Origin of the sequence: Pseudoduganella sp. R-31 (assembly GCF_049913235.1) — a bacterium.
Classification (GTDB): Bacteria; Pseudomonadota; Gammaproteobacteria; order Burkholderiales; family Burkholderiaceae_D; genus Rugamonas.
This window is the reverse complement of sequence record NZ_CP183986.1, coordinates 2,751,105-2,769,820: the sequence shown is the minus strand read 5'-3', so window position 1 is coordinate 2,769,820 and position 18,716 is coordinate 2,751,105. Positions and strand designations below refer to the sequence as shown.

The window sequence follows — 18,716 nt, the reverse complement described above, 5'->3', positions numbered from 1 at the left end:
GAACGTGTCCAGTGTAGGAAAGCAGCCCTGCCGGCGCCATTCGCCGGACGGCTAAACCAACAACGTATTCAGCACGGTGGCGCTGTGCTAACCTAGACACTGGGACTAGGCCGAACGGCCAGGATGCTTAAGGAGCCGTGCCATGCGTGTGCTGCTAGTTGACGACCACCCCATGTACCGCCGCGGGCTGATGAGCGCGCTGTCCTCGGTCATGCCCGAGGGCGGCTACGAGGTGCTGGAAGCTGGCGACACCGCCACCGCCCTGGCCTTTGCCGGCGGCCCTGTGGTGGACCTGGTCTTGCTCGATCTTCACCTGCCCGGCTGCACGCCGATCGAGACACTGGAGAGGACGCGCGCGGCCTTTCGCCCCCCATCGCGCGTGGTGGTGCTCACCGGCGATGAAGACATGAAGCTGGCGGTGGACGTGCTGAAGATCACGTCGGACGGACTGATCATGAAATCAGCGGACGAAGAAGAATTGAAAGGCTCGCTCAAGGCGGCAATGTCTGGCGGGGTGGTGATTCCGCGCAAGGTCATGGAGTATCTCGCTGTCGTGGCAACCTCCGCCAGGGCTCCCCGCCCGGCTCCGCCAGCTGGCGACACGGGTTCCCACGGCCTGTCGCCGCGCCAGCTGGAGGTGGCGCGCCAGGTGGCGGCGGGCAAGTCGAACAAGGAAATTGCCCGCGACATGGACCTGGCGATCGCCACCGTCAAGGTTCATCTGACTGGAGCTCGAGGGGTGCTTGGGGCTCGGACAAGGAGCGAACTGGCTGCCCTGATTGCGCGGCTTGGCCTGACCCGCTCGCTACACTGACGCCAGCGCCGCGGTGGAAGCGCAGTTCGGTGCGCCAGCCGCCCCCGCTTGCCGCCACAACGCGCAGCAGGGCAAAGCCGTCGCCCGGGTAAAAACGCGTCCGGACCTGGCAATCGACCTGCAGCCCGCCGCCCGTCTTGAAGCTGAAGTCCTCGTCGCCCGCAAAGTCGGCCTCGCTCGAATTCGCGAAGGGGAACGGCGCGTAGAAGCCGGAGCTATGAATGGAGCGCAGGCGCACCGGCTCGCGTCCAGGACATGACAACGTTACCTGCGCATCGCAGGAGATATGCTCATCGCCCGACAGCAGCACCACGTGCTGGATGCCATTCTCGGCGATATGCCCCAACAGGCGCGTCAAGGATGCGGGATAGCCATCCCAGGCATCGGAGCGCAAGCAATGCGGGCCGCTGATGTCGCGCGCAGCGAGCAGGCGGCGCGGCAGCACCATGGACGGACTGGCGATGAATTTCGGCCGCTCTGGCGGTGCATTGTCAAGCCAATCGAGCAGGCACTGCATCTGTCGCTCGCTCATGATGCGGTCCTGCGCGATGCCGGCGGCGCTGCGCCGGGCGCGTTCGGTGCGCGTATCGGCGACAAACAGTGGAAATCCGCGCGGCTGCGCGGCAAAATCCAGCCACGCTGGCGCGCCAGCGCGCTCCTTGGCCCGCAAATAGCCGCGGAAGGCGTCCCGCCCCGCCTGCATCTGCGGGTCGCCGGCAGCGCCTTCCCAGTTGTCGGCAATTTCATGGTCGTCCAGCATCGCCAGCACGGGCAGGCGGCGCAGGACCCGGCGCACATCCGGATTACCCAGCAACTTCTCGTAGGGCCGCACAAAGCGATCGTCCCTGGCGGTTGGATCGAACAGGCCGGCCGTCGCGTCGCTATAGATCTGGTCGCCCAGCAAGAGCAGGAAGTCAGGCCGCCAGGCATGCTCGCGCAACAGCCTGCCGAGCCGGAAATAGGAGCCATATGCCGGATAGCGATCCAACAGGCCAGCCGGGTACTGGCAGCTGCCGAAGGCGATGCACAGGGCCGGTGCGACCCTGTCGTCGCGCTGGCGGCGCGGCAGGTAGCCGTGGGCGATCGCCGAGCCGGCTTGCAGCGCATCGCCGACTGCGGCGGCGATATCGGCGGCTTGCTGGTTGATAAAGGCTTGCATGCGGACCCGTGCCGACTCGTCCGCCGTCAGTCCCGCCTCAGCCTTGCCGGCGATGAACTTCATGTCGCGCACCGAGGGCTCGTGGTAGATCTCGCGATCCGCGTGCGCCTGCGCCCCCAGGTCGTACACCACCAGCACCAGCCAGCCCGTAGCGCCGGCGGGCGGCGGCGGTATATCCAGCCGCAGCCAGCCTTCGCATTCGGCCGGGGTTGGACGGAACTGGATGTGGCTCGCCAGCGGCGCGTGCGACGCCTGCAGGCGCTGCCCCCTTTCCACCACCGGCACCAGCGCAATCATGGCCGCGCCATTTTGTTGCGGATCGATGCCGAGCCCAATCTTCCAGCGCACCGCCTCGTCAAGGCTGCTGCGCAAGGGGCCTGCAACCGGGGGCGCCACGCGCCAGCGCCGCATGGCCGGCAGCGGTGCCGCGCATTGCGGCTGCGCCATGAAGGCGGCCACCCGCCCGAACACCTCGCCGGCGGCGCGCTTCCCGATCAGGCAGTCCTGGTGGCCGAAATCGTGCAGGATCACCGGCGTCAGCCGGACCGGCGTGCCGCACAACTGGCGCTGCAACAAGGCGGCTGCCGCATGATCGGACACCCCGCTCTGGTCGCTGAACAGTGCCAGGGTGGGGAAGGTCCAGCGCGTGGCCAGCGTTCCCTGCGCGACATAGACATTGCGTCCGGCGCGGTTGGCGATGCGCTGCAGCCGCGCGATATGGATGGTCTGGGCCAGGGTCTCGGTATTCAGCGGCCCGAAGAAGTCGTCGATATGCTTGAGGATGGCGGAACTGAGCTGCGGCAGGTTGAAGTCTCGCCCATACAAGGCGTCCATGCGATGCCGGGTGCGCACGAAGCTTGCGTTGCGCCACGGCCCGAGCGGGTTTTCGATGCGGAACTCCTCGTCCGGATACGGCAAGGTCGCCAGCAGCCGGTCAATCAGTTCGTCAAGCAAGGTCGCCTCGCGCTCCAGCCGGTACTCGTAGCGGTCCAGCGGCAGCATGCGGCGCAGGTAGCCCATCAGGTAGCCGCGCAGGCGGTTGTCGCGGCTGAACTTCACCACCGGTCCCAGCTGTGATAGCACGAGGCTGCGGATCATTCCCGGCAGCGCCTGCCGCTCTTGCTGGAAACGCGCGCCAGGCTCGGGCAGCGCCAGCACCGCCATGCTGGTCATTACCGCCCCGATGCAGTGCGCGAACACGTCAACCGTGCCGTGCACGCTGCTGCGCGCCACATGCGCCACCACGGCCGGAATATCGGCCAGCGCCACATCTTCCAGTGTCCAGGGGTGGCGCGCGCTGGGCAAACCACTGCTAGTCCGCAGGTCGGCCACCCATACATCGCGGCCGCGCTGCCACAAGTACTTGGCCAGCCCCGGGCGCAGCAAATGATGGGCATAGGTGGTGCCGCTGGCACTGTAGCCGTGTATCAGCAGCACGGGCGGCAGCGTCCCCTGGTCGACGTGGCCCATGTAACGGGTCAGGCGCGCCACCACGGGGGTGCCGTCGGGCAGGCGGTCGACTTCAAGCTCGGTCACCTCGGGTGCCGGCCGGAACCAGCCCGGCAGCTTGCCAGGCAGGCGCCGCGGCGCACGCGGCGCGGAATCGTCCGGCTTGCGGAAGCTCCACACGTGGACGCTCAGGAACAGGCGCAGGAAATAGCCGGCCAGTCCGGCGCAATCGGCCAGTGCCGACACCTGGTCCTGCTGGCGGAGGATGCGTAGCAGCGGCTGCTGCTTCCATACCAGGAAGCCGGTGTCGAGTTCGAGCCGGGCCGGGCTGCCGGCGCGCAGGCCGGGAAACTGCTCGAGCTGCAGCCGGGTCAACTGGTGCCAGGGGTTGGCGGCACGCGCATAGGTCAGGCGTTTGCGGCCAACGATCGGCTGGCCCTCCACCTCCAGCCCGGCAAGCGCCTCAGCGGGCGGGACCACCAGCTCGCGCACCTGCAGCACGTACTCCAGCAGGCGCACCTCGCCGGCCCGCGAGGCCAGGTTCCAGGCCGACCGGATGCGCCGGCCGCCATTGGCAAACAACAGGGCGGGTTCGTGCCGCCACTCCCCCCTGCGCACCGTCTGCCACAATACCTGGCAGGCGTCGCGCAGGCCCCGGTTCAGGAACCAGGCGGGCAGCGCTGCCCAGCGGCGCCCGCCTGCCGTGCCCGGCTCGCGATGGAACAGGCGCAACTCGCCTTCCACCCTGGCTTTCAGCAAGATGGGCGGCTTGGGATGGCTGGGGTCATCGCGCTTCGGGCTCCACGCCTGCCAGGCATCCCAGTCATACAGCGTGAGCCAGCTTTCCCCAGGCCGGGTGAGCATGCGGCGCTGCAGCGGCACGGCGCCGCCGTCCGCCGGCAAGACCAGCCGCGCCAGGTCCTGCCGTTCGTAAGCGATCGTCAGTTCGACAAAAAACTGGCGCGGACCGGCTGCGGTATCGAGCCAGCTTGGGCCGCACAGCCGTTCGCGCAGGTCGACCATGGTGGGCGCTGCGCTGCGCGCCTGTGCGCTGGGCGCCAGCTGGAAGCGCGGGCGCTCCTGCGGCAGGCCGACCAGGCCGGCCTCAGGCGGCCTGGCCAGTTTCCACTCTTTGCGCAGCGCCTCAATCGCCCGTTCGGCCAGCGCCGCAATGGTCAGCGCCGGGTTGATGCCAAGCGCGCGCGGCACGATGGAACCGTCCAGCACTACCAGTCCTGGATGAAATGACTCCTGGCCCCGTTTGCGGCGCATGAACACGCGGCCGCAATCGTCCACCACGCCATGCTCGCTGTCGTGCGCCATCCGGCAGCCGCCTAAAGGATGCACGGTCAAGGGAGGACCGCGCCGCCCCGACAGCAGGAATTCCATGGAATCGGGCAGGGTCTTCCAGAGCGGGTTGGCAAGCAGGCGCGGCGGTTCGCCCTGTCCGTCCGGCGCCAGGCCGGCGCAAGCGGCGGCCAGCGCCGCCATCTGGCCCTGGAACAGTTCGCTGTTCCGCAAGCCCGGCCAGCGTACCCGCAAGCTGCCTTCGTTCTCATCGTCGGCGATGGCCAACTCCAGCGCGCCGGCGGCCCCATCATCGCCCATGATCGCCAGGATGCTGCTGCGCTCGATCGCCCCGGCATCGACTGCGCAGGGATCGCCCTGGCTGCCATCGTTGCCGTGTTCACTCTCGTCCGCATAGGCCAGCGCATCGAGGGTATGGGTGGTGGCCAGTACTTCTTCCAGCACGCGCCGCAGCGGCGCCGGAATTCCCAGCTCTTCGACCACGAAGCCCGGCTGCCCATCCTGCGCCGGCACATCGACAATGCCGGTGATGGTAGGGCCAACCCTGCGCGCGCCCGCAGCCGTGTTTTCATCATCGGTCGGATGCGCCGGGGCTTGCTGCCCGTAGACAGCGGCGATCATGTCGCCATTGCTCGAGAAGCCGCATCCCAGCTGACCGGAAAACTGCAGGTCAGCAGTCTGGGAGCGCAACAGGATCTCGGTCGAACCCAGCGCACCGGCAGCGAGAATAAGCTTGCCGGCCCTCAGCACCAGCGGCTGCGGCTGCCGTTCGCGCAAGCCGGGGTCGGTATACGTCAGGTGCAGCAGCCAGCAACCGGCGGCCCGGTCGTGTTCGAACCGCAGCACCGTGGCGCCGGTATACAGTTCGGCGCCATGGCGCCAGGCGTCTACCAGCAAGTTGGTGTCGAGCGATTCCTTGGCGTTGAAGTTGCAGCCGGTAACGCAGTCGCCGCACTGAACGCAACGGTCAAGCCGCACCTGTGCGCTGCTGTCGCGGGCTTCGAGCGCCACGCTGATACGGGCCTGGCGCAGCTTGCCCCCTTTGACTTGCCGCCCCAGCTGCTCCAGCGCCATCAATTTGGCCGGAGCGGCAATACCGTGCGCTTGCAAGGTGCCGCCATCAACGGCAATCAGCCTGGCGCGCGCGCTGGCGAAATGGGTTGCCAGCCCGGGCGCCGCCTGTTCCAGCGCCGCCACCACCTCGGCCGCAGGTTCTTCCAGCACACCGGCGTTGATCAGCGAACCGCCGCCCAGGCCATTGGCCAGCAGCACATTGGCATCGCCAGCCAGGCGCAAATCGAACAAGCCCTCGCGCTGGCCGCGTACCTGGCCGCCCGGGGTGCTGAAGCGCAGGTGTCCAGGCAATTCTGCCAGCCGGCTGGGGAAGGCGCCCGGCAGGTATTCCCTGCCCCGTTCCAGCACGCAGACCGAGAGCGGCTGTCCCGACTCCTCGCCACGGCAGCCGGCCAGCCCGGCTGCCGCCACTGCGCCGCCGTAGCCGCTGCCGACGATAACGACATCATAGTCCGGCGCTGGCTCCGCGCCGCGCAGCGCCAGCTTCGCGGCCAGGCTCTCCAGGCCGTGCGACAGCCAGTTGCGATGGCGCTGCGTGCTGCCAGCGTCCGGCTCCCTATTGCATGTATCCATGATGTACCCCTTTCGGTGACTGTTCCAGTTGCGCTACCGCCGCCAGCAAGGCGGCCAGCGGAACCGGCTTGTGCAGCAAAGGCAGGCCGGCACTGCGCGCTTCGCGCAGCCGGTTGGGGGCGGTATCGCCACTGACCAGGATGACCGGCAAACCGGGATAGAGCTCGCGCAGCGACTGGACTGCCAGCAGGCCGCTGTCCTGCCCACGCAGGCGGAAATCGACCAGGGCGAGGTCGGGCCGGTCCAGCGCGGCCAGCGCGACGGCCTGCGCCGTGCCATCGGCCAGGCTGACCCGCGCGCCCAGCTCCACCAGCAGCGCCTGCATTCCGCTGCGCACTGCCAATTCGTCGTCGACCACCAGCACCTGGCGCCCGGCGAGCGAACCGGCCACACTCGACTGTGCAGTGACTGGCGCCGGCGCCGCCTGCGCCAGCGGCAGTATCACGTAAAATGCGGTGCCCACGCCCTCGCGCGACACCATTTCCAGCCGCAGCGCCAGCAGCTTTGCCAGCCGCGCCACAATCGACAGGCCGAGGCCGAGGCCATTGGCACGGTCCCGTTCCGGATTGTCCAGTTGATAGAACTCTTCGAACACCCGTCCCTGCTCATCGACCGGAATGCCGCAACCGCTGTCCTCGACGATCACGACAGCCAGGCCGCCCTGCGCCAGCAACTCAAGCTGCACACCGCCTTCCGCCGTGTACTTGATGGCGTTATCCACCAGGTTGCAGAGCACACGCCCCAGCAAGACCGGGTCGGTATCGACTACTGCCTCGCCAACGCTGTGAAAGCCGAGGGCGAGCCCACGGCTTTGCGCGATTGGCGCAAACTCGTCGTGCACGCGATGCAACAGGGCGGGCAGGCGCACCGGCACCACGCTGGCCAGTACCACGCCGGCGTCGAGCTTAGAAACATCGAGCAGCGCGTCGAGCTGGGCGGTCAGGCTGCCAAGGGCGGCTTGCATGTGGCCGGAGATCTCCCGGCTTGCTTCGTCCAGCGGACGCATCGCCAAGGCAGCGGCGAACAGCGATAAGGTATGGATTGGCTGGCGCAGGTCATGGCTGGCCGAAGCCAGGAAGCGCGTCTTGGCCTGGTTCGCCTGCTCTGCTCTTGCCAGCGCATCCGTCAGTTCCCGGTTCAGGCGCACCTGTTGCAGCCGGATCTCGAACGATTCGCGGAACAGGCGATAGGAATCACCTGCAATGGCGGTCAGGAGCGTCGCCAGCACGGCAAGAATCAGGGCTGCCGCGCCAGGGGTCCAGCCCGAATGCCCGGTGCGCTGCCCGCCAGCCCACAGCAGCACCAGCGGCGCGAATATCGGCAGGATGTAGGCCACGAAAACCGGGCGATAGCCTGCGGTGGTCGCGATGGCGCCGGTGCATAAGCCAACCAGCAACAACGTCAGGATGACCCGCTCCAACTCTGGCAGGCTGCCGAAAAACAGCAGCGATAGCGCATGCGCCAGCCCGTTCAAGCCGCTCAGGCAAATTGCAATCTGCAAGCGTCGCGCGCCGGACAGGCCATGCATGGCGGGCAGCCGTCCCAATGCAATGCGCCGCACCACCAGCATCAGACAAACCACGCCGACCCAGGCTACCACCAGCGCATCGGCCACATGGCCATGCACCAGCATGGCCAGCATGAGCGCAGCAACAAATACCGGCACAGGCATCCTGCGGCCCTGGCGAGCGAAGAACAGGAGCAACTCCTGGTCGATATTGTCGGCGGCGGCTGGCGTGACCGTGGTCATGGGGTATCCGGCAGTTGAAGGCTGGTCCGATCCAGAATAACCAGCCTGTCTTCATGCGCCAACTGGCCAGATGGCTAATTCACCCGAAAAGCCTCACGGAAATCCGCGTGCAAGCTGGTGCATTGCCAGTTAAACTTGCGCGGCAACGAAGTAGGCGTCCATTCACCCAGGAGCTGTTTACAATGTATCGAACCCTCGTCTTTTCCGCCCTGCTGCTATCTGCCTCGGCGCAGGCTGCGGACCAGGCTCGCAAGCTTGACAATTTCTATGGCATCAACGTCAAAGGCCCGATCAACGTCTACGTTGACGTCGGCAAGGAACAGTCGGTCAAGATCAGCGGCCGCAAGGAATACATCGACAAGGTCAGCATCGTCGTGGAAGGCGGCGTGCTGCGCGTCGTCTACGAAAATACCAACAAGGCCCCGGTCGACGTCAAAGAAGGCGACAAGATCACCGTCACCGTGCCGGCGCTGACCAGCTATCGCGTGCTGGGCGCCGGCGAATCGCGCGTCACCAACATCAACGGCGAACGGATCGACATCAGCTTCGAAGGCGCCGGCGCGCTCTACGCCAGCGGCAAGGTCAAGCTGCTGCGCATGAAAGGCCAGGGGGTTGGCCAGGCCAACCTCAAGGACCTGAAAGCCGAACGCGCCGACGTGAACTTCACCGGCATGGGAGACATCAGCCTCTACGCCAGCGACACCCTGAACCTGATTGTGGAAGGCATGGGCAACTTCACCTATTACGGCAACCCGAAACACATCAACAAGTCGGCCAAGGGCATCGGCAACGTCAGTCCGGGCAAATAAGCCGTGCGTGCGCCAGCTCGCGGGTTGGCACGTATCCCATTGAGCGGTACAAGGCCTGGGCGCGGGCATTGGCCGCTCCCACGTGCAGCATGGGGCGCACGCCCTGCTGCTGCATGCCGTGCATGATGAATTCCACCAGCTTGCGCGCGTAGCCGCGCCCCGTGAATTCAGGGTGGGTGCAGACGGCGCTCACTTCGCGCAGGTGGCCAAGATCCATGCGCTCGCCGCTGAGCGCCACCAGCCGGCCGCCATCGTCGTGGATGCCGGCGTACCTGCCCATTTCGCCGGTGCGCGGCCGGAAGTAGCCGGGGAAGGCGAGATTGGTCAGCTCCACCATCGCGGGATCGTCTGCCGCCAACACGCGGATCGCCCCGGCATCCGGTGCCGCGACCGGCCCGCCTTGGTACACCATTTGCAGGACGCCCGATAGCGGCTGCAGCGACCAGCCCCGCGGCAGTTCCGGCATGGCGCCGAGGAAGTAGTAGCCGGCGCCCACGCCTTCCAGGTCGGCCGCAGGCAAGGCCACGCCGGCCTCGGGCACCGCCATGAACGGCGCCACCTCGGCCGGATAGCGGCGGGCCGCGCCTGCCGGAATGCTAAAATGTTGCTGTGCGCCATACAGCGCAGCCCAGATCGGGTTTTCCAATTCCTGCATGTGAGTTCCAATGTCCAATTTCCCAGCCTGCCCAAAATGCCAGTCCGAGTATACCTACGAAGACGGCGAAAACTATGTTTGCCCTGAATGCGCCCACGAGTGGCCAATGCAGGCCGCTGAAGCAGCCGGCGAATCCGCACGTGTCTACAAGGATGCCGCCGGCAATCTCCTGCAAGATGGCGACACTGTCACCGTCATCAAGGACCTGAAGCCAAAAGGCTCCGGCGGCGTGATCAAGCAAGGCACCAAGGTAAAGAACATCCGCCTGGTCGACAGCGACCACGATATCGACTGCAAGATCGACGGCTTCGGCGCCATGAGCCTGAAATCGGAGTTCGTTCGCAAAGTGTGACAATTTGCGAATATTTATTCGCAAGATTCCCGTATAGTCTCCGGAATAATTCCCATTTACCGGAGACTGCCTATGAAGCCTGCCACGCTTGCCCTGGCCATCGCACTGGCCCTGCCCTTCACCACTACCCACGCCGCCGGCCCGATGGGGGAACGAAAAGCAGAGTCCAGCACCATGACAGGCATTAACGCAGCAGGCGAATGGGTTGGCGAAATCAAGGACGAAGACGGCCGCCGCCGCGCAGTGCTGATGTCGCAAGGCCGTCATATCGAGATCGGCACCCTCGGCGGCACCGACAGCACCGCCAACGCCATCAACAACCAGGGCGTGGTCACCGGCGGCGCCCTGACCGCCAACAATGCCTGGCATGCCTTCCGCTACGAGGAGTCGCTGGGCATGCGCGACCTCGGCACCTTGGGCGGCAGCAGCAGCGTCGGCACCGCACTCAATGAATCCGGCCACATCGTCGGCTACGCCGACACCGCCGACGGCAACTACCACGCCTTTGTCGATACCGGCATTGCCATGCTGGACCTGGGCACCTTCGGAGGCAAGAACAGCTACGCCACCGGCATCAACATCAATGGCTATGTGGTCGGCGCCGCGCAGCTGCCGAACGGCTACCGCCGCGCCTTCCTGTACAAGCCGGGTAGCGGCATGATCGAGCTGCCGACGCTGGGCGGCCGCGTCAGCGTGGCAACCGGCGTCAACGACCACGGCGTGGTGGGCGGCGCCTCCGAAATGGAGGATCGCAGCTGGCACGCCTTCATGTACGAAAACGGCCGCATGATCGACCTGGGCGCGATGATCGCGCACGGCTCCAGCTTCGCCAACGGCATCAACAACCACGGCGACATCGTCGGCACCGTGCGCATGAAAGACCACGACGCGCCGCATACCTTCATCTACAAGGGCGGCCGGATGCAGGTGCGCTCCGGTTATGAGAGCCTGTACCTGACGCGCGACATCACGGAAGACGGCACGGTGATTGGCTCCAGCTACACCGGCCACGTGCTGAAGTCCGGCGCGGTGGATTCGGCCCGCCCCGACCATGGCCTGAAGCCGGTCGACTGGCTCACGCTCGGCTTCCTGGCCGTTATCGCCGCAATAGCAGGCTTCAAGGTCCGCGAACACCTCCGCAAAGGCTTTGATTTCGGCAAACGCCTGATGCTTTCTATCGCATAGAACTTGCTTGAGGAGGGAGCAGCGGCTCCCATCCTCGCTTAATCGCAGTTGTTCAGGCAATCGGCGACGCGCAAGGCCAAAAAAAAACGGAGGCCGAGGCCTCCGTCTTCATTACTTCTCCGTCAGGAACGTTTTCAGCTTGTCCGAACGCGAAGGCTGGCGCAGCTTGCTCATCGCCTTGGCTTCGATCTGGCGGATACGTTCGCGGGTCACGTCGAACTGCTTGCCCACTTCTTCCAGCGTGTGGTCGTTGGACATCTCGACACCGTAGCGCATGCGCAGCACCTTGGCTTCGCGCGGGGTCAGGGAATCCAGCACTTCCTTGATCACGTTGCGCATCGATGCGTGCAGCGCGGCGTCCAGCGGCGCCAGCGTGGTGTTGTCTTCGATGAAGTCGCCCAGCTGGGAATCGCCGTCCTCGCCCATCGGGGTTTCCATGGAAATCGGCTCCTTGGCGATCTTCATGATCTCGCGCACCTTGGACTCCGGCATTTCCATCTTCAGCGCCAGGGTTGCCATATCCGGCTCGGAACCGGTTTCCTGCATGATCTGGCGCGAGATGCGGTTCATCTTGTTGATGGTCTCGATCATGTGCACCGGCACGCGGATGGTGCGGGCCATGTCCGCAATCGAACGCGTGATCGCCTGGCGGATCCACCAGGTAGCGTAGGTCGAGAACTTGTAGCCGCGGCGGTATTCGAACTTGTCGACCGCCTTCAGCAGGCCGATATTGCCCTCCTGAATCAGGTCCAGGAACTGCAGGCCGCGGTTGATGTACTTCTTCGCGATCGAGATCACCAGGCGCAGGTTGGCTACGGTCATTTCGCGCTTGGCGGTGCGCGCACGCTTTTCGCCGGCAGCCATCTGCTTGTTGATCTTGCGCAGGTCGGCCAGCGGCAGCGCCACGCGCTCCTGCAGGTCGATCATCTTGTTCTGCAGTTCCTTGATGGCGGGAACGTTACGGCCCAGCACCGCGCTGTATGGATACCCTGCCGCCACTTCGCCGTCCACCCAATCCAGGTTGGTTTCATTGCCCGGGAAGACCTTGATGAAGTGAGCGCGCGGCATGCCGCAGCGGTTCACGCACAGTTCCAGCACGGCGCGCTCGATCGAACGCACCTGCTCCATCTGGCCGCGCAGTGTGTCGCACAGCTTTTCCACCACTTTCGCGGTGAAGCGGATGCCCAGCAGCTCGTTGGAGATGATGTCCTGCGCTTTCACGTAGGCGGCATTGCCGTAGGCGGCCTTGCGCATCTTGTCGTACTGGCTCGAGATCAGGGCGAACTTGGCCAGCGCGTCATCCTTCAACTGCGCCAGTTGTTCGGTCGAGTAGCCGGCAGCGCCGCCGTTGACGTCGCCGTCTTCTTCCTCGTCGTCCAGCTCTTCCTCTTCCTCGTCTTCGTCAGCCGCGGCAACGACCTTGGCGGGCGCAGGAACCGGCGCGTCTTCGTTCAAGTCGACAAAGCCGTCCACCACGTCGTCCACCTTCATCTCGTCCTTCGCGATCTTCTCCGCCAGCAGCAGGATCTCGTCGATGGTGGTCGGGCAGGCGGAAATCGCCTGGATCATGTCGCGCAAGCCGCCTTCGATACGCTTGGCGATCTCGATCTCGCCCTCGCGGGTCAGCAGCGCCACGGCGCCCATTTCACGCATGTACATGCGGACCGGGTCGGTGGTGCGGCCGAAATCGGAATCGACGGTCGACAGCGCGGTGGCAGCTGCGGCTTCCACTTCATCGTCGCTGGCGGCGGTCGGCACGTTATCGGACAGCAGCAGCGCTTCCGCATCCGGCGCGCGCTCGTACACGGCGATGCCCATGTCGTTGAAAGTCGCGATGATGCCTTCGATCGCTTCCGGCTCGACGATGTTTTCCGGCAGGTGATCGTTGATTTCGGCGTAAGTCAGGTAGCCGCGGTCCTTGCCCAGGTTGATCAGGTTCTTGAACTGGGTGCGGCGCTTTTCCAGCTCCTCCGCGTTGGCGCCGTCGGCCATGCCGAAGGCGTCGATGCCCTTGGCCTTGCGCTCGCGCGCCTTGGACGCTGCCTTCAGTTCGGCGCGTTCCACGGCGTTCAGTGCCGCCACTTCATCGTTTTCCGGGGTGAATTCGCTTGGCTTGCGGCCGCGACGGCCCGGCACCTTCACTTGCGGCAGCAGGTAGCCGGAAGTGTCGATCGATGCCAGCACGGCTGCGTCGCGCACTTCAGTCACGGCAGCCGGGCCGCTCGTCACGATCACGGGCGCAGGTTCGGCGGCCTTGGGCTTGCGGCCGCGCTTTGCAGGCGCCGCCGGCGCTTCTTCAGCGACGACAGCCAGCGACACCGGCTTGGCAGCAGCGGTCTTACGGGCGCGGGTCTTGACGACCGCTTCGTCGGCCACGGCTTCCGCCGGCGCTTCCACTGGCGGCACGGCAGCCAGGCGGCGCGATTTCTTTACTACGGTGACTTTTCCTGCTTCCTCTTGAGCGTTGTCGATCACATACGAAAGGCTGGTCTTTGGCACAGCCAACGGAGCGCTGGTAGTGGAGGAGCCAGTGGACTTCTTGGCGGACAACGTCAGGGTCTTAGGTTTCGTCATTCAATATCTCTCTCAGCACACCCGAAGGTGCACTTATCGAAGGCTCGCGATGGCCCGGTTTCAGGGATAATCGGGAAAAGAAAAAGCCCGCATGACCGGGCTCGATTCCGATGATTCAGTGATTAGAGAGGGCACATGCCCTGGAACTGGACTTCACAGGGCAGCGCGGCCCCGGCCGAAAACTCTTTACCAAACTGAATTCGCACCGTCCTGCATTTGGTGCGTCTGTCATTATACAAGGTTTCGGCCCGGACTGCACCCATTAATTCGATATCAAAACCACATCATGAGCGAAAACACAATGCGCCGGGCGCTTGCGTCGTGGTATGCTGGCGGCTCTTGATTAACCTATGAAGTCGATGAACACTAGCACTACCCCTCAGCAGTCGGCCGAAGGCCAAGCCGCCGCACCTGCCGCTCCCAATTCCGCACGCGCCCTGCTCAAGCAATTGCAGCAACAGTATGCCCCGTTCCGCGACAGCCTGCCGCTGTCGATCGGCATCGACAAACAGCTCATCGCCGCGATGCCGGAGCTTAACCGCAAGCTGATGCGCGCCGCCCTGGGCATTCACACCTCCTCGCAGCGCTACCTGCGCGCCATGGAAAAAGCCACCGTCCGCTACAACCTGGATGGCAGCACCGGCGCTGAAGTCACCGACGAACACCGCAAGCACGCCAAGGAAACCCTGGCTGAACGCTACAAGAAAGAAGTGGAGCGTCGCAAGGCTGAACGCGCTGCCGAACGCGAAGCTGCAGCCGCCCAGGAAGCTGAGCGCCGCCGCGCAGAGAAGCTGCAGGCGCTGACCGCCAAGTTCTCCAGGAAGTAATGAGCGACGCGCCAGAAGCGGTCCCCGAGCTGCCTCCTTATGAAGGCATCCGGCTGGCCGACGTCAGGCTCGTGAAGACCGCCGCCGACGCGGAGGCAGCGCAAGCGGCCCTGCTGGCGGCGGATGCTATCGGTTTCGATACCGAATCCAAGCCGACCTTTGTCAAGGGGGAGAGCTCGGACGGCCCGCACCTGATCCAGTTTGCCGACGACCGCCATGCCTGGCTGTTCCAGGTTGGCGCTGCCTTTCCCCATCTGGCCGTGGTCAAGGCTATCCTTGAATCCGACATGACGCTGAAGATCGGCTTCGGCCTGTCCGACGACATCAAGCGCGTGCGCGCCAAGCTGGGCATCGAGCCGCTGAAAGTGGTGGACCTGGGCGTGGTGCTGCGCGTGCCAGGACAGAAGAATGACCTGGGCGCCAAGAGCGCTGTCGCCAAGTATTTCGGCCAGGCGCTGACCAAGTCCAAGAAGATCTCCACCACCAACTGGGCCACGCCGCGGCTCAATGAAAAGCAGATCCTGTACGCCGCCGACGATGCGCAAGTGGCGCTGCGCGTGTACCGGCACTGGGTCGGCATCGGCAATGTGCTGCCGCCGATCAAGCCGCCCAAGCGACCTAAAACCGGGAAGCCAGTGTCAGGCCCAAGGGTCTGACACTGGCTTCACGGTTTTCGCCAGCACCCCAAGCTTCGCAATCGCCGCCGCCTGCCGTTCATCCCAAATATGCCCGTAGTTGAGGCGAATGCAATTGCGAAACGCCCGCTTCGCGCTGAACATCGGCCCCGGCGCAATGCTGATCCCGTGCGCCAAAGCCAGCCGATGCAGCTCCAGCGCATCCACTGACTCCGGCAACACCACCCACAGGAAATACCCGCCCTGCGGCTGCGTCACCCGCGTCCCCGCCGGGAAGTGCGACGCGATCGCCGCCAACATCTGCTGCTGCTGTCCCGCCAGCGCACCACGCAACTGGCGCAGATGCCGCTCATATCCACCCTGCCCCAGGTATTCCGCCAGCGCCAGCTGCGAAGGCATCGCCGCCGACAGCGAGGTAGTCAGTTTAAGACGCTCGACCTGCCGCGCAAAACGCCCCGCCGCAGCCCAGCCAACCCGGAATCCCGGCGCCAGGCATTTTGAAAACGAGCTGCAATGCATCACAAGTCCCTTGCTGTCGAAACGCTTCGCCAGCGCCGGCCGCTGCGCGCCGAAATACAGCTCGCCGTACACGTCATCCTCGACCAGGGGCACGTCATGCGCCGCCAGCAATTCGACCAGGGCCCGCTTCTTCTCCGGCGGCATCAGGCTGCCAAGCGGATTCTGGAAACTGGTCATCAGCCAGCAGGCGCTCGGCCTGTGCTGCTCCAGCGCCGCAGCCAGCGCCCCGAGTTCGATCCCTTCGCGCGGATGCGTCGCCACCTCAAGCGCTTTCAAGCCGATGCGCTCGAGCGCCTGCAAGGCCGCGTAGAAACTCGGCGACTCCACCAGCACCGTGTCGCCCGGCCGCGCCACCGCCTGCAGGCAGAGATTCAGCGCTTCCAGCGCGCCATTGGTGACCACGATGTCGTCCGGCGCCACCTGCAAGCCATCGAGCTGGTAGCGCAAAGCGATCTGGCGCCGCAACTCCGCATTCCCCGGCGGCAGGTCGGCAATCGTGCTCCAGGGATCGATATGGCGCATGCTGGCCGCGACCGCGCGCCCCAGCTTATCGAGCGGGAACAGCAAGGGACTGGGGAAGGCGGAACCGAAAGGCACGTTGCCCGGCGCCCGGCTGGCCTCCAGCACCTGGAACACCAGCTCACTGACGTCAACCAGGGTGGAAGCCGCATCGGGCCGCGAGACCTCCGGTTCCGCCGCGGCAGCAAAGCGCCGCGAAGCCACGTAATACCCCGAGCGCGGACGCGACTCGATCAGGCCACGCGCCTCGAGCTGGTAATAAGCCTGGAACACGGTGGACGGGCTGACGCCGCGCCGCTCCTGCTGCTGCCGCACCGAAGGCAGCTTCTCGCCCGGCCGCAGCACGCCGGACGCCATCAAGCCCGCCAGTTCATCGGCTAGCGCCTCGTAAAGCTTCAAACTGATACCCTCATTCCGTGGCCATTCTGAGCCTGTTATTCTCCGCCTCGCAGGCGTATCCTTGACCCATCACAAGAAAAACGGATTCATCATGCTCCGCATTCTCTCATTTGGCGCCGCAGTTGTGGCCACCTCGGCGCTGGCCGCACCGGCCAGCCTGCCGGACACCGTCGAGCAGCGCGTCGCCGCCTGCATTGCCTGCCACAAAGCCAACGAGCAAGGAGACGCCTTCTTCCCGCGCATTGCCGGCAAGCCCGCCGGCTACCTGTACAACCAGCTCCTGAACTTCAAGCAGGGCCGCCGCCAGTACCCGATGATGACGTATATGGTCGAACAGCTGCCGGATGCCTACCTGAGGGAGATCGCCCAATACTTCTCCGAACAGCACGCCCCCTACCCGCCGCCGGCCGCCACCAGCGCCACGCCGCAAATGATCGAGCGTGGCCGCGTGCTGGTGCACCAGGGCGACCCCTCGCGCAAAGTGCCGGCCTGCGTGGCCTGCCACGGCGAGGCGATGACCGGGGTGGCACCCGCGATTCCCGGCCTGATTGGCCTGCCGCGCGACTACATCAACGCCCAGTTCGGCGCCTGGCGCAACCAGAAACGCAAGGCGCACGCGCCGGACTGCATGGCCGAAGTGGCCAATCGCCTGAGCGAATCCGACGTTGCCGCCGTCTCCGGCTGGCTGGCCGCGCAACCGGCCGACCCGAACGCGCGTCCAGCGCCCGCCCTGCCCGGACAACTGCCGCTGGAATGCGGCGGCATCCACAAATAAACAGAACCGACCATGAAGCGCAATACGAAAATCGCCATCGCCGTACCGCTGCTGCTCGTCGTCGCAGCGGTCGGCTTCCTCTGGCCCAAGCACGACACCGGCCCGGCGCCAAGCGCCGCCTCGAAGACCATGCCGATCGCGGAAAAGGCGGCGCGCGGCGCCTACCTGGCCAAGGCCGCCGATTGCATGGCCTGCCATACCACGCGCGGCGGCGCCGCCTTTGCCGGCGGCCGCGCCCTGCAAACGCCGTTCGGCAACGTGATGTCGCCCAACATCACGCCAGACAAGGAAACCGGCATCGGCAACTGGAGCGCCGACGATTTCTGGAACGCGCTGCACAACGGCAAGGCAAAGGATGGCCGCCTGCTGTACCCAGCCTTCCCATACACCAACTACACCGCAATGACGCGCGACGACTCGGACGCGCTGTACGCCTACTTCCAGTCCATCACACCGGTGAAGCAGGCCAGCCAGCCGCATAGCCTGCGCTTCCCCTACAACCAGCAAGCCATGCTGGCGGTATGGCGCGCCCTGTACTTCAAGCCCGCCGTGTACACGCCAGACGCCGGCAAGTCCGCCGAATGGAACCGCGGCGCCTACCTGGTGCAAGGCCCCGGCCACTGCATTGCCTGCCACAGCGAACGCAACGCCCTGGGCGCCAGCGACAAAGGCCTGTCAGGCGGCCTGATTCCCGTGCTGGGATGGTACGCGCCCTCGCTCACCTCCGACCGGGAAGCCGGCCTGGGCGACTGGGAAGTAAAAGACATCACCGACCTGCTGAAGACCGGCGTCTCGCAGCGCGCCACCGTGTTCGGCCCGATGGCGGAAGTCGTGCGCGAAAGCCTGCAGCACCTGAGCGATGAAGACGCACGCGCCATGGCCGTGTACCTCAAATCGCTGCCGAACGAAAGCGGCAGCCGCGAGCCGTACGAACGTTCAAAGGAACCTGAAGCCGCCGCCTTTCTCGCAGCGGGCGAAAAGATCTACAGCAAGGCGTGCGTAGACTGCCACGGTGAAAAAGGCGAAGGCATCGCGCCGCACTACCCGCCATTGGCCGGCAACCGCGCGCTGACGATGGACGAAGCGGTAAACCCGATCCGCATTGTGCTGAATGGCGGCTTCGCCCCCGGCACGGCAGGCAACCCGCGTCCCTACGGCATGCCGCCGTTCAGCCATTCTTTGAATGATGTGGAAGTAGCACAAGTAGTGTCCTACCTGCGCGCCGCATGGGGCAACAACGCCCCACCGGTCGAAAGCAGCACGGTCAACCGCTACCGCAACGTACCGCTGGAATAACTACAGCCCAGTCCGTGTCACACCCTGGGGTCACACCCAAACTG

General features: G+C 65.3%; 13 protein-coding genes. 8 read left to right on the top strand and 5 right to left on the bottom strand.

Going from position 1 to position 18,716, the window contains the following annotated elements:
• The first annotated feature begins 142 nt into the window (after window positions 1-142).
• Entirely contained in the window at window positions 143-814 is a 672-nt protein-coding gene (locus tag ACN9MY_RS12715; RefSeq protein WP_426322757.1) for a response regulator, read from the top strand.
• Here the strand turns inward: ACN9MY_RS12715 and ACN9MY_RS12710 are convergent.
• Together ACN9MY_RS12710 and ACN9MY_RS12705 are read right to left on the bottom strand one after the other, a co-directional pair.
• Window positions 711-6,377 (bottom strand): alkaline phosphatase D family protein, encoded by a 5,667-nt coding sequence (locus ACN9MY_RS12710; protein ID WP_426322755.1) that lies wholly within the window; start codon window positions 6,375-6,377, stop codon window positions 711-713. The genes ACN9MY_RS12715 and ACN9MY_RS12710 overlap by 104 nt on opposite strands.
• Window positions 6,361-8,127, bottom strand: coding sequence for a hybrid sensor histidine kinase/response regulator (locus tag ACN9MY_RS12705; protein ID WP_426322753.1), 1,767 nt, complete (start codon window positions 8,125-8,127; stop codon window positions 6,361-6,363). The genes ACN9MY_RS12710 and ACN9MY_RS12705 overlap by 17 nt, the downstream gene beginning before the upstream one ends.
• A gap of 182 nt (window positions 8,128-8,309) precedes the next feature.
• On the opposite strand from ACN9MY_RS12705, the gene ACN9MY_RS12700 reads away from it, so the two are divergent.
• The gene (locus ACN9MY_RS12700) at window positions 8,310-8,936 is read left to right on the top strand and encodes a head GIN domain-containing protein (RefSeq protein ID WP_426322751.1); all 627 of its coding nucleotides are present in this window, start codon (window positions 8,310-8,312) and stop codon (window positions 8,934-8,936) included.
• Here the strand turns inward: ACN9MY_RS12700 and ACN9MY_RS12695 are convergent.
• Complete coding sequence (locus ACN9MY_RS12695) at window positions 8,920-9,591, bottom strand: GNAT family N-acetyltransferase (protein ID WP_426322749.1); 672 nt, start codon at window positions 9,589-9,591, stop codon at window positions 8,920-8,922. The genes ACN9MY_RS12700 and ACN9MY_RS12695 overlap by 17 nt on opposite strands.
• A 10-nt stretch (window positions 9,592-9,601) precedes the next feature.
• Here ACN9MY_RS12695 and ACN9MY_RS12690 point away from each other — a divergent pair, with 10 nt between their 5' ends.
• Both ACN9MY_RS12690 and ACN9MY_RS12685 read left to right on the top strand, forming a co-directional pair.
• Window positions 9,602-9,943, top strand: a complete 342-nt coding sequence (locus ACN9MY_RS12690; RefSeq protein ID WP_426337419.1) for a zinc ribbon domain-containing protein YjdM — start codon at window positions 9,602-9,604, stop codon at window positions 9,941-9,943.
• 72 nt (window positions 9,944-10,015) lie between these two features.
• Window positions 10,016-11,128, top strand: a complete 1,113-nt coding sequence (locus tag ACN9MY_RS12685; RefSeq protein WP_426337418.1) for an HAF repeat-containing protein — start codon at window positions 10,016-10,018, stop codon at window positions 11,126-11,128.
• 111 nt (window positions 11,129-11,239) lie between these two features.
• Here ACN9MY_RS12685 and rpoD read toward each other — a convergent pair whose 3' ends face one another.
• The gene (rpoD, locus tag ACN9MY_RS12680; protein ID WP_426337417.1) at window positions 11,240-13,702 is read right to left on the bottom strand and encodes an RNA polymerase sigma factor RpoD; all 2,463 of its coding nucleotides are present in this window, start codon (window positions 13,700-13,702) and stop codon (window positions 11,240-11,242) included.
• A 350-nt stretch (window positions 13,703-14,052) separates the two neighbouring features.
• Here rpoD and ACN9MY_RS12675 point away from each other — a divergent pair, with 350 nt between their 5' ends.
• Both ACN9MY_RS12675 and ACN9MY_RS12670 read left to right on the top strand, forming a co-directional pair.
• Complete coding sequence (locus tag ACN9MY_RS12675; protein ID WP_426337416.1) at window positions 14,053-14,529, top strand: ProQ/FINO family protein; 477 nt, start codon at window positions 14,053-14,055, stop codon at window positions 14,527-14,529.
• Window positions 14,529-15,185: a 3'-5' exonuclease gene (locus tag ACN9MY_RS12670; RefSeq protein ID WP_426337415.1), complete on the top strand. Its 657-nt coding sequence runs from the start codon at window positions 14,529-14,531 to the stop codon at window positions 15,183-15,185. Before ACN9MY_RS12675 ends, ACN9MY_RS12670 begins: the two co-directional genes overlap by 1 nt.
• Here the strand turns inward: ACN9MY_RS12670 and ACN9MY_RS12665 are convergent.
• Window positions 15,168-16,601: a PLP-dependent aminotransferase family protein gene (locus tag ACN9MY_RS12665; protein ID WP_426337414.1), complete on the bottom strand. Its 1,434-nt coding sequence runs from the start codon at window positions 16,599-16,601 to the stop codon at window positions 15,168-15,170. The genes ACN9MY_RS12670 and ACN9MY_RS12665 overlap by 18 nt on opposite strands.
• Before the next feature lie 91 nt (window positions 16,602-16,692).
• Here ACN9MY_RS12665 and ACN9MY_RS12660 point away from each other — a divergent pair, with 91 nt between their 5' ends.
• Window positions 16,693-17,376: a c-type cytochrome gene (locus ACN9MY_RS12660; RefSeq protein ID WP_426337413.1), complete on the top strand. Its 684-nt coding sequence runs from the start codon at window positions 16,693-16,695 to the stop codon at window positions 17,374-17,376.
• Window positions 17,377-17,388: 12 nt separating this feature from the next.
• Window positions 17,389-18,672, top strand: coding sequence for a c-type cytochrome (locus ACN9MY_RS12655; protein ID WP_426322737.1), 1,284 nt, complete (start codon window positions 17,389-17,391; stop codon window positions 18,670-18,672).
• The last annotated feature ends 44 nt before the right edge of the window (window positions 18,673-18,716 follow it).

Coding starts and splice junctions, on each gene's coding strand:
- ACN9MY_RS12715 (WP_426322757.1), top strand. CDS start 143: ATGCGTGTGCTGCTAGTTGACGACCACCCCATGTACCGCCGCGGGCTG.
- ACN9MY_RS12710 (WP_426322755.1), bottom strand. CDS start 6,377: ATGGATACATGCAATAGGGAGCCGGACGCTGGCAGCACGCAGCGCCAT.
- ACN9MY_RS12705 (WP_426322753.1), bottom strand. CDS start 8,127: ATGACCACGGTCACGCCAGCCGCCGCCGACAATATCGACCAGGAGTTG.
- ACN9MY_RS12700 (WP_426322751.1), top strand. CDS start 8,310: ATGTATCGAACCCTCGTCTTTTCCGCCCTGCTGCTATCTGCCTCGGCG.
- ACN9MY_RS12695 (WP_426322749.1), bottom strand. CDS start 9,591: ATGCAGGAATTGGAAAACCCGATCTGGGCTGCGCTGTATGGCGCACAG.
- ACN9MY_RS12690 (WP_426337419.1), top strand. CDS start 9,602: ATGTCCAATTTCCCAGCCTGCCCAAAATGCCAGTCCGAGTATACCTAC.
- ACN9MY_RS12685 (WP_426337418.1), top strand. CDS start 10,016: ATGAAGCCTGCCACGCTTGCCCTGGCCATCGCACTGGCCCTGCCCTTC.
- rpoD (WP_426337417.1), bottom strand. CDS start 13,702: ATGACGAAACCTAAGACCCTGACGTTGTCCGCCAAGAAGTCCACTGGC.
- ACN9MY_RS12675 (WP_426337416.1), top strand. CDS start 14,053: ATGAAGTCGATGAACACTAGCACTACCCCTCAGCAGTCGGCCGAAGGC.
- ACN9MY_RS12670 (WP_426337415.1), top strand. CDS start 14,529: ATGAGCGACGCGCCAGAAGCGGTCCCCGAGCTGCCTCCTTATGAAGGC.
- ACN9MY_RS12660 (WP_426337413.1), top strand. CDS start 16,693: ATGCTCCGCATTCTCTCATTTGGCGCCGCAGTTGTGGCCACCTCGGCG.
- ACN9MY_RS12655 (WP_426322737.1), top strand. CDS start 17,389: ATGAAGCGCAATACGAAAATCGCCATCGCCGTACCGCTGCTGCTCGTC.